The following is a 14,691-nucleotide window of genomic DNA, read 5'->3' as shown; positions in this document are numbered from 1 at the left end:
GATGCTCGACGACAAGGATCGCATCTTCACCAACGTCTATGGCTACCAGCCATGGAACCTGGCGGCGGCGCAGGCGCGCGGCGCGTGGGACAATACCAAGGCGCTGCTGGCGCTCGGCCAGGACACGATCATCGATCGCATCAAGGCATCGGGCCTGCGGGGTCGCGGCGGGGCAGGGTTCCCCACCGGCATGAAGTGGAGCTTCATGCCCAAGGAGCCGCGCGCGGACCGCCCGAACTTCCTGGTCATCAACGCCGACGAGTCCGAGCCTGGCTCGTGCAAGGACCGCGAGATCATCCGCCACGACCCGCATCTGCTGATCGAAGGCGCGCTGGTCGCGGGCTTCGCGATGCGCGCGCGGGCGGCCTATATCTATATTCGCGGCGAATATATCCGTGAGGCCGAGACTTTGTTCGCGGCGGTGGCGGAAGCCTATGCCGCCGGGCTGGTGGGCAGGAATGCCTGCGGGTCGGGTTATGATTTCGACGTGTTCGTCCATCGTGGCGCCGGCGCCTATATCTGCGGCGAAGAAACCGCGATGCTGGAGAGCCTGGAGGGCAAGAAGGGCCAGCCCCGGCTCAAGCCGCCATTCCCGGCGGGTGCGGGCCTCTATGGCTGCCCGACGACGGTGAACAACGTCGAGTCGATCGCAGTCGCCCCGACGATCCTGCGCCGCAGCCCCGAATGGTTCGCCAGCTTCGGGCGCGAGAACAACAAGGGCACCAAGCTATTCCAGATCAGCGGCCATGTGAACCGGCCCTGCGTGGTCGAGGAAGCGATGAGCATCCCGTTCCGCGAACTGATCGAAAAGCATTGCGGCGGCATTCGCGGCGGGTGGGACAATCTGCTTGCGGTAATCCCCGGCGGTTCCTCGGTGCCTCTGGTCCCCGCCAAGGAGATCATGGACGCGCCGATGGACTTCGACGGGCTCAAGGCGCTCGGCTCGGGTCTCGGCACCGCGGCGGTGATCGTGATGGACAAGTCCACCGACATCGTGCGCGCGATTTCGCGGCTTTCGTACTTCTACAAGCATGAGAGCTGCGGCCAGTGCACCCCGTGCCGCGAGGGCACCGGCTGGATGTGGCGCGTGATGGAGCGGATGCGCACCGGCGACGCCGACATTTCCGAGATCGACACGCTGTATCAGGTCACCAAGCAGGTCGAAGGCCACACGATCTGCGCGCTCGGCGACGCGGCGGCATGGCCGATCCAGGGCCTGATCAAGCATTTCCGCCCCGAGATGGAGCGGCGGATCAACGAACGCGGCGGCAACGCACCGATGCAAGAGGCGGCAGAGTAATGCCCAAGGTCAAAGTAGACGGAATCGAAGTGGAGGTGCCGCAGGGCGCCACTGTGCTCCAGGCCTGTGAGGCCGCGGGCAAGGAAATTCCGCGTTTCTGCTACCACGAACGGCTGAGCATCGCGGGCAATTGTCGCATGTGCCTGGTCGAAGTGAAGCCGGGGCCGCCCAAGCCACAGGCGTCGTGCGCGCTTCCGGCTGCCGAGGGGCAGGAGATCCGCACCGACAGCGCGATGGTGAAGGCCGCGCGCGAGGGCGTGATGGAGTTCCTGCTGATCAACCATCCGCTCGACTGCCCGATCTGCGATCAGGGCGGCGAGTGCGACCTGCAGGACCAGTCGGTCGCCTATGGCAAGGGCCATAGCCGCTACACCGAGCACAAGCGCGCGGTGACCGAGAAATATATGGGTCCCATCGTCAAGACGGTGATGACTCGCTGCATCCAGTGCACCCGCTGCGTCCGCTTCGGCGAGGAAGTGGCGGGCGTCGAGGACATCGGCGCGATTTATCGCGGCGAGAACATGCAGATCACGACCTATCTGGAAAAGGCGTTCCACAGCGAATTGTCGGGGAATGTCGTCGATCTCTGCCCGGTCGGCGCGTTGACGCACAAGCCGGTAGCGTTCGAATACCGCCCCTGGGAGCTGAAGCGGAACCTGTCGATCGACGTGATGGATGCCGTGGGCACCAACATCCGCCTCGACAGCCGGGGTCGTCAGGTGATGCGCGTGCTTCCGCGGATCAACGAGGACGTCAACGAGGAATGGGCGCACGACAAGACGCGCTACCATGTCGACGCGCTGGTCCGCCGCCGGCTCGACCGCCCGTTCGTCCGCAAGGACGGCAAGCTGGTCGAGGCGAGCTGGGACGAGGCTTTCGCCGCGATCGCAGCGGTCAACGCCGGATCGAGCGTCGCGGCGATCGCGGGTGACCTGCTCGATTGCGAGACGATGTATGCGGCCAAGGCGCTGCTCGCGGGGCTGGGATCGTCGCTGATCGAAAGCCGCCAGACCGGCATGGCCTATGACGTGACCAATCTGGGCGCCGTCGCGTTCAACAGCACGATTGCCGCGGTCGAGGATGCCGACGCGATCCTGCTGGTGGGCACGAACCTGCGCTGGGAAGCGCCGCTGATCAACACGCGCATCCGCAAGGCGATCAAGAAGGGCGCCAAGGTCTATGCGATCGGGCCCGAGACCGACCTGACCTACAAGGTCCAGTGGCTGGGCGACGATCTTGGCCTGCTGGGCAAGCTGCCCGGCGAGGTCGCAGAGACGATCGAGGCGGCGAAGAAGCCGCTGCTCATCCTCGGACCAGGCGCGCTCAAGGGCGGCCATGGCGCGGCGCTGGCGGTTGCGGGCAGCTTCCTGCGCGCCGCGACCGAAGATGCGCCGACGTGGAACGGCTTCAATGTCGTCCACACCGCCGCAGCCCGGATGGGCGCGCTGATGCTCGGCTTCGCGCAGCCCGGCGGGATCGCCGATATCGTCGCGGCATCGCCGAAGCTGGCATTCTTCCTCGGCGCCGACGAAGTCGATTTCTCGGCGTTCGCAGGCAGCTTCAAGGTGTTCATCGGCCATCACGGCGACAAGGGCGCGCATCATGCCGATGTGATCCTGCCCGCCGCGACCTATGCCGAGAAGCACGGGACCTATGTCAATCTGGAGGGCCGCGTGCAGCGGGCCGAGCGCGCGGTGTTCGCCCCCGGCGACGCGCGTGAGGACTGGACGATCCTGCGCGCGCTGTCCGACACGCTGGGTGCGACGCTGCCGTTCGACAGTTTCGACGAACTGCGCGCCGCGATGGCGAGCGACGTTCCGGCGTTGGGCGAGGAAGGGCTGGTCCGCTACGACTGGGCACCGCCCAGCCTGGATAGCGCGGCATCGGGCGGGGTGACCTATCCGATCGCTGACTTCTATCTCACCAACGCCATCTGCCGCGCATCGCCGACGATGCAGCGCTGTTCGGCCGAACTGGTCCATGGCGAGGATTTCGCGGAGGCGGCGGAATGATGGATAAGGTCGTCCTCCCGTCGAAAGCCGGGATCTCGTGCCGCGAGGGCACGCTCAACAATTGCGAGATCCCGGCTTTCGCCGGGATGACGGGAATGGCCGCATGACCTCCTGGTTCACTGGTTTCCTGCCCTATGGCTTTGCGTGGTTCGTCGCGACGCTGATTGACATCCTCGTCATCGCGCTGCCGCTGATGCTCGCGGTGGCGATGATCATCTATGCCGACCGCAAGATCTGGGCGGCGATGGCGCTGCGGCGCGGGCCGAACGTGGTCGGGCCGCTGGGGCTGCTCCAGTCGTTCGCCGACGGTCTGAAGGTCTTCCTGCAAGAGACGATCATTCCCTCTGGCGCGAACAAGGTGCTGTTCCTGCTCGCGCCGATCATCACCTTCACGGTGGCGCTGATCGTATGGGCGGTGGTGCCGTTCCAGGCGGGGGTGACGCTGGCGAACATCAATGTCGGGCTGCTCTACGTGCTCGCGGCATCGTCGCTGGGCGTGTACGGGATCATCCTGGCGGGCTGGGCGTCGAACTCGAAATACCCGTTCTACTCGGCGATCCGCGCGGCGGCGCAGATGGTGAGTTATGAAGTGTCGATCGGCTTCGTGCTGATCTCGGTCGTGCTGTGGGCCGGCACCTTCAATCTGGGCGGCATCGTCGAGGGGCAAAAGGGGCTTTACGGCTTCATCAACGGCTATGGCTTCAACCCGCTGCTCTTCCCGATGGCGGTGGTGTTCTTCATCTCGTCGCTCGCCGAAACGCAGCGCGCCCCGTTCGACTTGACCGAGGCCGAGAGCGAGCTGGTCGCGGGCTACCAGACCGAATATTCGTCGATGGCCTTCGCGCTCTACTGGCTCGGCGAATATGCCAACGTCCTGCTGATGTGCACGCTCAACGCCACCTTGTTCTGGGGCGGGTATCTGCCGCCGTTCGACTGGGCGCCGCTGTACATGGTCCCCGGCATCCTGTGGCTGTTCGCCAAGATCCTGTTCTTCTTCTTCCTGTTCAGCTGGGTGAAGGCGACGGTCCCGCGCTACCGCTATGACCAGCTGATGCGGCTGGGCTGGAAGATTTTCCTGCCGTTGTCGCTGGTCTTCGTCTTCCTCGTCTCCGGGTTCCTGATGCTGACCCGCGTTGGAGTTCCCGCATGAGCGTCGCCCAGATCATCCGCTCCTACACCTTGTGGGAATTCCTCAAGGCGCATTGGCTGACCTTGCAGTATTTCTTCAAGCCCAAGGCGACGATCAACTACCCGTATGAGAAGAACCCGATCTCGCCCCGCTTCCGCGGTGAGCACGCGCTGCGTCGCTATGCCAATGGCGAAGAGCGCTGCATCGCGTGCAAGCTGTGCGAAGCGGTGTGCCCGGCGCTGGCGATCACGATCGAGGCCGAGCCGCGCGAGGACGGCAGCCGCCGTACGACGCGCTATGACATCGACATGACCAAGTGCATCTATTGCGGGCTTTGCCAGGAGGCGTGCCCCGTCGATGCGATCGTCGAGGGGCCGAATTTCGAATTTTCGACCGAAACGCGCGAAGAGCTGATCTACCAGAAGGAAAAGCTGCTCGCGAACGGCGATCGCTGGGAACGCGCAATCGCCGCGAACCTTGCCGCCGATGCACCGTACCGTTAAGCGCGCGCCAACAGTGGGACGCATGATGATTCACAGCTACTCCGCCATCCCGGCGCGCGCCGGGATCTCGTGCCGCAAGCGCGCGGCTCCATCGCCTGAGGCTCCGGCTCGCGCCGGGGTGACGGGGAAGTGATGATCCAGCTTCTCGCCTTTTATCTGTTCGCGATCGTCGTCCTCGCCTCCGGTGCGCTGACGATCCTCTCGCGTAATCCGGTGCATTCGGTGCTCTGGCTCATCCTCGCGTTCTTCAACGCGGCGGGGCTGATGGTGATCGTCGGCGCCGAGTTCATCGCGATGCTGCTCGTGATCGTCTATGTCGGTGCCGTCGCGGTGCTGTTCCTGTTCGTCGTGATGATGCTCAACATCGACTTCGCCGAGCTGCGCGCCGGGGTGATGCGCTATGCCGCCGTCGGGCTGGCGCTGGCCGTGGCGCTGGCGGCGGAAATCATCATCGCGGTCGGCGCCTACAGCGCGGGCGGGCTCCAGCTCGGTCGCCGCATCGCGCCGGTCGACCCGGCCGTGCCCAATATCGAGGCGGTCGGGGAGCTGCTTTACACGCGCTACCTGTTCGTGTTCGAAGCCGCCGGACTGGTGCTGTTGGTCGCGATGATCGGCGCGATCGTCCTGACGCACCGCGAACGCAGCGGGGTTCGTCCGCAGAATATCAGCCGCCAGATCAACCGCCGTTCGAAGGACGCGACGCGCAACATGAATCCGCCAGTCGGGCAGGGGGTCGAGCTGTGATCGGCATCGCCCATTATCTCGTCGTCTCCGCGATCCTGTTCACGCTGGGGGTGCTCGGCATCTTCATGAACCGGAAGAACCTGATCGTCATCCTGATGGCGATCGAGCTGATCCTGCTCGCGGTGAACCTCAACCTCGTCGCCTTCTCGGCGGCGCTGGGTGACCTTGTGGGCCAGGTGTTCGCGATGATCGTGCTGACGGTAGCCGCCGGCGAGAGTGCGATCGGACTCGCGATCCTCGTCATCTATTTCCGCGGTCGCGGCACGATCTCGGTCGACGACGTCAATCGGATGAAGGGCTGATGTCGTCCATTCTCCTCATCGTATTCCTGCCGCTGCTCGCGGCGGTGATCGCCGGCTTTGCGAACAAGTCGTTCGGAAGCACGCTGCCCAAGGTCGTGACCACGGGCGCGCTGTTCGCTGCGTGCGCGCTGTCCTGGCCGATCTTCCTGAGCTATCTCAGCGGCGGCGCCGAGGCGACCGTGGTGCCGGTGCTCAACTGGATGACCAGCGGCGACCTGCACGTCGAATGGGCGCTGCGGGTCGATTCGCTGACGGCGGTGATGCTGGTCGTGGTCACCAGCGTGTCGTTCCTCGTCCACCTCTATAGCTGGGGCTATATGAGCGAGGAGCCGGATCAGCCGCGCTTCTTCGCCTATCTCTCGCTGTTCACCTTCGCGATGCTGATGCTCGTGACCGCGGACAATCTGGTGCAGATGTTCTTCGGTTGGGAAGGCGTGGGGCTCGCCTCGTACCTCCTGATCGGCTTCTGGTTCCGCAAGCCGAGCGCCAATGCTGCGGCGATCAAGGCGTTCGTCGTCAACCGCGTCGGCGATCTCGGCTTCATGCTCGGCATTTTCGGCACCTTCCTGGTATTCGGCACGGTCTCGATCCCCGAGATCCTGGCCGCGGCGCCGAACATGGCAGGGTCGACGATCGGCTTCCTCGGCGCGCGCTTCGATACGATGACCGTGCTGTGCCTGCTGCTGTTCGTCGGCGCGATGGGCAAGTCGGCGCAGCTCGGGCTCCACACCTGGTTGCCCGACGCGATGGAGGGGCCGACCCCGGTCTCCGCGCTGATCCATGCGGCGACGATGGTCACGGCGGGCGTGTTCATGGTGTGCCGCCTGTCGCCGATGTTCGAAACGAGCCAGGTCGCGCTGGGCGTCATCACCTTTGTCGGGGCGGCAACCTGTCTGTTCGCGGCGACGGTCGGCACCGTGCAGACCGACATCAAGCGCGTGATCGCCTATTCGACCTGTTCGCAGCTCGGCTATATGTTCTTCGCGGCGGGCGTCGGCGCCTATGGCGCGGCGATGTTCCACCTGTTCACGCACGCCTTCTTCAAGGCGCTGCTGTTCCTGGGTGCGGGCTCGGTGATCCATGCAATGCACCATGAGCAGGACATGCGCTATTATGGCGGCCTGCGTAAGCGTATCCCGGTGACCTTCTGGACGATGATGGCGGGTACGCTGGCGATCACCGGCGTCGGTATCCCCGGCATTTTCGGCAACACGGCATTCGGTTTCGCGGGCTTCCACTCGAAGGATGCGATCATCGAGGCGAGCTGGGCCGCGGGCGTGCCGAGCGCGTTCTGGGTCGGGGTGTTCGTCGCGCTGCTGACGAGCTTCTATTCGTGGCGGCTGGTGTTCCTGACCTTCTACGGCAAGCCGCGCTGGGCGGGCTCCGAGCATATCCAGCACGCGGTGCACGACGCGCACGGCCATGGCCATGACGCACACGACACCCACGGCCACGGCCATGCGGAAGAGAATGCACCCGCGCAGGAACATGCCGGGCACGAGCCCTCGTCGCACACTGCAGGGCACGACGATGTCCATGAAGGCACGGCGGGCTATCACCCGCATGAAAGCCCGGTCGTGATGCTGATCCCGCTGGTCCTGCTGACGCTGGGCGCGATCTTCGCGGGCTTCGTCTTCCACGGTGCGTTCATCGAGCCGGAAGCGGGCGAGCATTACTGGCATGGCGCGGTCGCCTTCAACGAGCATCTGATGCACGCGATGCATGAAGTGCCGGTGTGGGTGAAGCTGAGCGCCACGATCGCGATGCTCAGCGGGCTGGCGATCGGTTGGCTGGCCTATATCAAGGCGCCGGAATTCCCGGCCAAGTTCGCCGCGCAGTTCCACGTCATCTACGTGTTCCTGCTCAACAAATGGTATTTCGACGAGCTCTACAACTTCCTGTTCGTCAAGCCGGCATTCGCGATCGGCCGACTGTTCTGGAAGGCGGGCGACGAGAGGCTTATCGATCGCTTCGGGCCGAATGGCTCGGCAGCGGTGGTCCGGCTGGGCAGCGTCGCTGCCGGCAAGCTCCAATCCGGGTATCTATACACCTATGCCTTCATCATGCTGATCGGGCTCACCGCCGCGCTCACCTGGATCATTGCGAGGTAATGGCGCGATGAACGGTTTCCCGATCCTTTCGATCATGCTGGCGGTCCCCGCGATCGCCGCAGTGGCCTGCCTCTTCGCCAAGGCGCAGGGCGCGCGCTGGATCGCGCTGGCGGCGACGCTGGTCGATTTTGCGCTGGGCATCCTGCTCTGGACGAAGTTCCAGTCCGGCCCCGCCGCCCCGCAATGGCAGTTCACTGAGTTCGCACCGCTCTTCGGCAAGCCCGACGGCGTCAGCTTTGCCTGGGCGCTGGGCATCGACGGGTTTGCGCTGTTGCTGATCCTGCTTTCGGTCTTCCTGATGCCGATCTGCATCGGCGCCAGCTGGCGCGCGATCGAGAAGCGCGTGCCGGAGTATATGGCCGCGTTCCTGGCGACCGAAGTGCTGATGATCGGCACCTTCGCGGCACAGGATTTGTTCCTGTTCTACATGTTCTTCGAAGCCGGGCTGATCCCGATGTTCCTGATCATCGGGATCTGGGGCGGGGTGAACCGCATCTACGCGTCGTATAAGTTCTTCCTGTACACGCTGCTGGGCAGCCTCGTGATGCTCATCGCGATGCTGTACATGGTGGTCGATGCGGGCACGTCGAGCATCCCGGTGCTGATGGCGCACGACTTCCCGCCGCAGGTGCAGACCTGGCTGTGGCTGGCGTTCTTCGCGTCGTTCGCGGTCAAGATGCCGATGTGGCCGTTCCACACCTGGCTTCCCGATGCGCACGTGCAGGCGCCGACCGCGGGTTCGGTCATTCTGGCGGGCGTGCTGCTGAAGCTCGGCGGCTATGGCTTCCTGCGCTTCTCGCTGCCGATGTTCCCGGAAGCGTCGGCGCAGTTCATGTGGCTGATCATGGCGCTGTCCTGCGTCGCGGTGGTGTACACCAGCCTCGTCGCGCTGGTGCAGAGCGATATGAAGAAGCTGATCGCCTATTCGTCGGTCGCGCATATGGCGATCGTCACGATGGCGCTGTTCGCGTTCAACCAGCAGGGTATCGAAGGCGCGATGATGGTCATGCTGGGCCATGGCCTGGTGTCCGGCGCGCTGTTCCTCTGCGTCGGCGTGATCTATGATCGCCTGCATACCCGCGAGATCGACCGTTACGGCGGACTGGCGATCAACATGCCGCGCTATGCGCTGCTGTTCCTGTTCTTCACGATGGCGTCGATCGGCCTGCCGGGCACGAGCAACTTCATCGGTGAGTTCCTGGGGCTGGCGGGCGTCTACCGGATTTCGACGGTCACGGCGCTGATCGGCACCACGGGCATCATCCTCGGCGCCGCGTATATGCTGTACCTGTACCGTCGCGTGGTGTTCGGCGAGCTGACCAAGGACGATGTCCGCGCGATGCCGGATCTGTCGGCGCGCGAGCTGTGGCTGCTCGCGCCGATCGCCGCAGTCACGCTGTGGATGGGGGTTTACCCGGAAAGCTTCATGGCACCGATGCGGTCCGACGTCGTCCGGCTGGTCGAGCGCCTTGAGCGCGCCGCACCGACCGGCGATTCACAACCGACCCCGGGCCACCCGGCTGCGCCCGCGCACGGCGAAGGCCATGGGGAAGCGCCTGTCGCGCACGAGGGGGCGCACTGATGGATTATTCGACGCAATTGCTGATGGCGCTGCCCGAGCTGGTGCTCGCAGCGGGAGCCATCGTCCTGATGCTCGTCTCCGCATGGGGCGGGCAGGCATCGACCAAGCTGGTGAGCTGGGCTGCGGTCGCGGTGCTGCTGGGCGCGGGAATCGCGCTGGCCGGGCCGGCATCGGCGGGGGGCACCGCGTTTGACGGGCTGTACCGCGCGGATATGTTTGCCGCATTCGCCAAGGTGCTGATCTTCGGCGCCTCGGCAGTGGCGATCCTGATTGCACCGCGCTTCTTCCAGCGCACTTCGGGCGATGATCTGCGGCCCGAATATCCGGTGCTGATCCTTCTGTCCGCGACGGGCATGGGGATGATGGTGTCGGCGGGCGACATGATGTCGCTCTATGTCGGGCTCGAGCTCCAGAGCCTCGCGGCCTATGTCCTCGCCAGCTTCATGCGCCGCGACACGCGCTCGGCGGAGGCGGGTCTCAAATATTTCGTCCTCGGCGCGCTCGCCTCGGGCATCCTGCTGTACGGCATCAGCCTGGTCTACGGGTTCAGCGGCACGACGCTGTTCGGCGGCATTGCCGAGGCCTATGCGGGGCCGCGCTCGATCGGGTTGCTCGTCGGGCTGGTGTTCGTGTTCGCCGGGATCGCGTTCAAGATCAGCGCGGTGCCGTTCCATATGTGGACGCCCGACGTGTACGAAGGCGCGCCGACTCCGGTGACCACCTTCTTCGCATCGGCGCCCAAGGTTGCGGCGCTTGCGCTCGCGGTGCGCGCCGCGGTCGAGGCGATGGGCCCGGCGATCCACGACTGGCGCCAGATCGTGATCTTCGCGGCGCTCGCGTCGATCCTGCTCGGTGCGGTCGCGGCGATCGGCCAGTCGAACGTCAAGCGGCTGCTCGCCTATTCGTCGATCAACAATGTCGGCTTCGCGCTGGTCGGCCTCGCCGCCGGCACGGCGCAGGGCGTGGCGGGCGTGCTGGTCTACCTCGCGATCTATGTCGTGATGACGCTCGGCAGCTTCCTGGTGGTGCTCCAGATGCGCGGTGCCGATGGCCAGCCGGTCGAGAGCATCGCGAGCCTGGCGGGCATGTCGCGGACGCGGCCGTTGCTGGCGCTGGCGCTGGCGATGTTCATGTTCAGCCTCGCGGGCATCCCGCCGCTGTTCGGCTTCTATGCCAAGTTCGCGGTGTTCGAAGCGGCGGTCGAGGCCGGGCTGTTCCCGCTCGCCGTCGTCGGTATCGCGGCATCGACGATCGGCGCCTATTATTACCTGCGGATCGTCAAGACCATGTACTTTGACGAGCCGGCAGCGGCGTTCGAAGGGCGTACCGATGCGGTCGAGGGCGGGCTGATCGCGGCGGCGGCGGTGTTTGTGTCGCCGCTCGGCTATTTGCTGATCCCGTTCCTGGGCGGCTGGGCGATGCTCGCGGCGAAGGCGCTGTTCTGACGCCGACGATCCGTACAGTTGCCGAGACAGGGTCGACCAACGCGGACATGGCCGCGCTCGCGCTGAACGGCGCGGGCGAGGGGCTGTGGCTGCGGGCCGATCGCCAGACCGGCGGGCGCGGGCGGCAGGGGCGCGAATGGGTCTCGCCGCCGGGCAATCTGTTCATCAGCACCCTCGTCCGGCTGCGGCCCAGCGACCCGCCCGCCGCCACGCTGGCGCTGGTCGCGGCGGTCGCGCTGGAGGAGGCGGTGGCGGTGTTCCTGCCCGGCGCGGGCGTGACGATCAAATGGCCCAATGACCTGTTGGTGGAGGGCGCCAAGCTCTCCGGCATCCTGCTCGAACGCAGCGGCGATGCCGTGGTGATCGGGTTCGGAGTCAATCTGGCGCATCATCCCGAGTCCCTCGAGCGCCCCGCGACCAGCGTCGGCGCGCATGCTCCGGCGCCGAACGTGGCGATCGTTGCCCAGACGCTGGCCGAATGCTTTGACCGCTGGCTGGGGCGGTGGCGGGGTGAGGGGATCGCTCCGGTCCGCGATCGCTGGCTCGCCCGCGCCCATCCGCGCGGCACTGCGCTGACTGCCCGGTTGGCCGATGGCGAGGCCATTGACGGGCTTTTCCACGGGCTCGACGCGAGCGGCGCGCTCATCCTGCGCTTGGCCGATGGCGCGCAGCGTGTCATTCACGCGGCCGACGTGTTCCTGCTCTGAAGGGTCCGCACATGCTGCTCGCGATCGATGCCGGCAACACCAATATCGTCTTTGCGCTGGTCGAGACCGGCGGCGCCGCGGGGGGGAAGATCCGTGCGCGCTGGCGCATCGCCACCGATCCGCGCCGGACGGCCGACGAATATGCGGTGTGGCTCAACCAACTCCTTGTGTTGGAAGGGTTTTCCAGATCGGACGTCAGCGCAGTGATCGTTGGGACCGTCGTCCCGCGCGCGCTGCACAACCTCCAGGTGCTGAGCAGCAAATATTTCGGTACCGAGGCGGTGATCGCGGGGCAGGAGGGCGCCGAATGGGGCTTTGCGCTCGATGTCGAGGAGCCGGGCAATCTGGGCGCGGACCGCGCGCTCAATGCGATCGCCGGGCATGCGCGGCATCCCGGTGACCTGATCATCGTCGATTTCGGCACCGCCGCGACGTTCGACGTGATCGATTATCGCGGCGCCTATAAGGGCGGGATCATCGCGCCGGGGATCAATTTGTCGCTCGATGCGCTGGTCACCGCGGCGGCGAAGCTTCCGCGCATCGCGATCACCGCGCCGGACAGTACCAGCGTCATCGGGCGCAACACCGTCGACCAGATGCATATCGGCATCTATTGGGGCTATGTCGCGATGATCGAGGGATTGGTCGCGCGGATGAAGGCCGAAGTGGGACGGCCATCGAAAGTGATCGCGACCGGCGGGCTTGCGGTGTTGTTCGAGAAGCATACCGATACGTTCGATGTGATCGAACCGGACTTGACGATTCAGGGGTTGGCGATGCTGTGGGAACGGACCCAAATCGGCAATTGACGCCCACCACGAGATTACCCCCCGAGTGGGGACTGACCGCCTACCCGCAATCCGTGCGGCGGCGATGCGATGAGACCCCGCTCGAACGGGGAAGCGAAACAAAGATTGGAATGCAGTGACTCCGGCAAAAGAACTTCTTTTCCTCGCGCTTGGCGGCTCGGGCGAGATCGGCATGAACGTCAATCTCTATGGCACCCAGGGCAAATGGCTGATGGTCGATTGCGGGATCACCTTCGGCGACTCGAACTATCCCGGCATCGACGTGATCCTGCCCGACCTCCAGTTCATCGAGGATCGGCTCGACGACCTGCTCGGCATCGTGCTGACGCACGGGCATGAGGATCATATCGGCGCGCTGCCCTATCTCGCCGCCGATTTGGGCGTGCCGCTCTATGCCACGCCGTTCACCGCCGGGCTGATCCGGGGGAAGCTCGAGGAAGAGGGCAATGACGACCGCATCACGCTGAACGTCGTCGACGAGGAAGGGCCGTTCAAGATCGGGCCGTTCACGATCACCTATGCCCCGCTCGCGCATTCGATTCCCGAGGGCAATGCGCTGGTGATCGACACGCCCTATGGCCGTGTGTTCCACACCGGCGACTGGAAGCTGGACGAGGCGCCGTCGCTGGGCGGCGCATCGACCGCGGCGGAACTGACCGCGATCGGTGACAAGGGCGTGCTGGCGCTGGTGTGCGATTCGACCAACGTGTTCAATCCCGAGGCTTCGGGGTCGGAGGCGGACGTGCGCGTCGGGCTGGACGAAGTGATCGGCGCCGCCACCGGGCGGGTGCTGGTCACGACCTTCGCGTCGAACGCGGCGCGGCTCCAGACGCTGGGCGACGTCGCGCGCGATACCGGGCGCGAGCTGTGCGTCGCCGGGCGCTCGCTCGACCGGATCATCCGCGTGGCCAAGGCGACCGGCTATCTGCGCGATTTCCCCGAGACGGTCGATTTCGACACCGCGATGCGGCTGCCGCCGTCGCGCGTGCTGATCGTCGCGACGGGCGGGCAGGGCGAGCCGCGCGCCGCGCTGAACCGCATTGCCGAGGGCAGCCATGTCCTGAAGGTGCATGAGGGCGATACCGTCGTCTTCTCGTCGCGCCAGATTCCCGGCAACGAGATCGCGATCGGCAAGATCATGAACACGCTGGCCGACAAGGGCGTGATCCTGATCACCGATCGCCAGGCGTTCGTCCATGTCTCCGGGCATCCGGGTCGCCCGGAGCTGGCCGAGATGTACAAATGGATCCGGCCCGAGATCATCCTGCCGGTGCATGGCGAGATCCGTCACATGCACGAACAGGCGCGGTTCGCGCTGTCGCAGGGCGTGCCGCAGGCGATTACGCAGGTGAACGGCGAAATCTATCGCCTCGCCCCCGGCAAGCCCAAAAAGCTGGGCGACGCGACCGTGGGCCGGCTTGTCCTCGATGGCGACGTGATCCTGCCCGCCGACGGTTCGACGATCAACGAGCGGCGCAAGCTGGCGCTGTATGGCCAGCTTTCGGTCGCAGTGGCGGTTCGGAACGGCAAGCTGGCCGGGCGGCCGCAGGTGCGGGTGCAGGGCGTGCCGGTCGAGGAGGATCGCGAAGTCTTTCTCGAAGAAGCCGCGCGCGCTGCCGCAGAAGCCGTGGCGAAGGACGGCAAGAGCATCGAGAAGCTGCGCGAGACGTTGCGGCTCGCGGTGCGCCGGGTCGCCACGCGCTATACGGGCAAGAAGCCGGTGGTCGATGTGCTGATCGTGGAGGTGTAAGCGTGCGGTGGCAGTCGATCCTGGCGATCTATATCCTGTTCTGGGCGTTTTCGGTGTTCCTGGTGCTGCCGTTCGGCGTTCGCACCGCGCAGGAAGCGGGGGCCGATCTGGTCCCCGGCCAGGCCGAAAGCGCGCCGGTCAGTTTCAATGCGCGCAAGATTTTTCTGCGCACCACGATCGTCGCGACGGTGCTGTTCCTGATCTTCTACTGCAATTATGTGTTTGGCTGGGTGACGGCGGACATGCTCGACTGGGTGCATTGAGGATAGGGTGCGCCTCGCCGCGTAGGGGCGGGGC

General features: G+C 65.4%; 13 protein-coding genes. All 13 read left to right on the top strand.

Translation table 11 applies throughout. From position 1 onward, the window contains the following. The first annotated feature begins 1 nt into the window (after window position 1). The 13 genes from nuoF to TS85_RS08800 all read left to right on the top strand — a co-directional run bounded on the left by nuoF (window position 2) and on the right by TS85_RS08800 (window position 14,657). A complete protein-coding gene (nuoF, locus tag TS85_RS08860; RefSeq protein WP_044331689.1) occupies window positions 2–1,300 on the top strand; it encodes an NADH-quinone oxidoreductase subunit NuoF in 1,299 nt (432 codons plus the stop codon). After that, entirely contained in the window at window positions 1,300–3,312 is a 2,013-nt protein-coding gene (gene nuoG / locus TS85_RS08855) for an NADH-quinone oxidoreductase subunit NuoG (protein ID WP_044331687.1), read from the top strand. Before nuoF ends, nuoG begins: the two co-directional genes overlap by 1 nt. Before the next feature lie 103 nt (window positions 3,313–3,415). Further along, window positions 3,416–4,462: an NADH-quinone oxidoreductase subunit NuoH gene (gene nuoH / locus TS85_RS08850; protein WP_044331685.1), complete on the top strand. Its 1,047-nt coding sequence runs from the start codon at window positions 3,416–3,418 to the stop codon at window positions 4,460–4,462. After that, complete coding sequence (nuoI, locus tag TS85_RS08845) at window positions 4,459–4,944, top strand: NADH-quinone oxidoreductase subunit NuoI (protein WP_044331683.1); 486 nt, start codon at window positions 4,459–4,461, stop codon at window positions 4,942–4,944. The genes nuoH and nuoI overlap by 4 nt, the downstream gene beginning before the upstream one ends. Before the next feature lie 132 nt (window positions 4,945–5,076). Beyond that, window positions 5,077–5,688 (top strand): NADH-quinone oxidoreductase subunit J, encoded by a 612-nt coding sequence (locus TS85_RS08840; RefSeq protein ID WP_044336083.1) that lies wholly within the window; start codon window positions 5,077–5,079, stop codon window positions 5,686–5,688. Continuing rightward, window positions 5,685–5,990, top strand: coding sequence for an NADH-quinone oxidoreductase subunit NuoK (gene nuoK / locus TS85_RS08835; protein WP_044331682.1), 306 nt, complete (start codon window positions 5,685–5,687; stop codon window positions 5,988–5,990). Before TS85_RS08840 ends, nuoK begins: the two co-directional genes overlap by 4 nt. After that, window positions 5,990–8,101 (top strand): NADH-quinone oxidoreductase subunit L, encoded by a 2,112-nt coding sequence (gene nuoL, locus TS85_RS08830; protein ID WP_044331681.1) that lies wholly within the window; start codon window positions 5,990–5,992, stop codon window positions 8,099–8,101. The genes nuoK and nuoL overlap by 1 nt, the downstream gene beginning before the upstream one ends. A 7-nt stretch (window positions 8,102–8,108) precedes the next feature. Next, window positions 8,109–9,683, top strand: a complete 1,575-nt coding sequence (locus TS85_RS08825) for an NADH-quinone oxidoreductase subunit M (protein ID WP_044331680.1) — start codon at window positions 8,109–8,111, stop codon at window positions 9,681–9,683. After that, window positions 9,683–11,128, top strand: a complete 1,446-nt coding sequence (gene nuoN / locus TS85_RS08820) for an NADH-quinone oxidoreductase subunit NuoN (RefSeq protein ID WP_044331679.1) — start codon at window positions 9,683–9,685, stop codon at window positions 11,126–11,128. The genes TS85_RS08825 and nuoN overlap by 1 nt, the downstream gene beginning before the upstream one ends. 8 nt (window positions 11,129–11,136) lie before the next feature. After that, window positions 11,137–11,835 (top strand): biotin--[acetyl-CoA-carboxylase] ligase, encoded by a 699-nt coding sequence (locus TS85_RS08815; protein WP_155006348.1) that lies wholly within the window; start codon window positions 11,137–11,139, stop codon window positions 11,833–11,835. 11 nt (window positions 11,836–11,846) lie between these two features. Then, a complete protein-coding gene (locus tag TS85_RS08810) occupies window positions 11,847–12,644 on the top strand; it encodes a type III pantothenate kinase (protein ID WP_044331677.1) in 798 nt (265 codons plus the stop codon). Window positions 12,645–12,759: 115 nt separating this feature from the next. Further along, window positions 12,760–14,394 (top strand): ribonuclease J, encoded by a 1,635-nt coding sequence (locus TS85_RS08805; protein WP_044331676.1) that lies wholly within the window; start codon window positions 12,760–12,762, stop codon window positions 14,392–14,394. 2 nt (window positions 14,395–14,396) lie between these two features. After that, window positions 14,397–14,657: a DUF1467 family protein gene (locus TS85_RS08800; RefSeq protein WP_044331675.1), complete on the top strand. Its 261-nt coding sequence runs from the start codon at window positions 14,397–14,399 to the stop codon at window positions 14,655–14,657. Window positions 14,658–14,691: the final 34 nt, after the last annotated feature.

It is taken from the genome of Sphingomonas hengshuiensis (assembly GCF_000935025.1).
Classification (GTDB): Bacteria; Pseudomonadota; Alphaproteobacteria; order Sphingomonadales; family Sphingomonadaceae; genus Sphingomonas; species Sphingomonas hengshuiensis.
This window is presented reverse-complemented; position numbering and strand designations above follow the sequence as displayed.

Bases quoted from the DNA above. Each gene is read 5' to 3' on its own strand.
- nuoL (WP_044331681.1), top strand. From the start codon at position 5,990: ATGTCGTCCATTCTCCTCATCGTATTCCTGCCGCTGCTCGCGGCGGTG.
- nuoF (WP_044331689.1), top strand. From the start codon at position 2: ATGCTCGACGACAAGGATCGCATCTTCACCAACGTCTATGGCTACCAG.
- nuoI (WP_044331683.1), top strand. From the start codon at position 4,459: ATGAGCGTCGCCCAGATCATCCGCTCCTACACCTTGTGGGAATTCCTC.
- TS85_RS08810 (WP_044331677.1), top strand. From the start codon at position 11,847: ATGCTGCTCGCGATCGATGCCGGCAACACCAATATCGTCTTTGCGCTG.
- nuoN (WP_044331679.1), top strand. From the start codon at position 9,683: ATGGATTATTCGACGCAATTGCTGATGGCGCTGCCCGAGCTGGTGCTC.
- TS85_RS08840 (WP_044336083.1), top strand. From the start codon at position 5,077: ATGATCCAGCTTCTCGCCTTTTATCTGTTCGCGATCGTCGTCCTCGCC.
- nuoH (WP_044331685.1), top strand. From the start codon at position 3,416: ATGACCTCCTGGTTCACTGGTTTCCTGCCCTATGGCTTTGCGTGGTTC.
- TS85_RS08825 (WP_044331680.1), top strand. From the start codon at position 8,109: ATGAACGGTTTCCCGATCCTTTCGATCATGCTGGCGGTCCCCGCGATC.
- nuoG (WP_044331687.1), top strand. From the start codon at position 1,300: ATGCCCAAGGTCAAAGTAGACGGAATCGAAGTGGAGGTGCCGCAGGGC.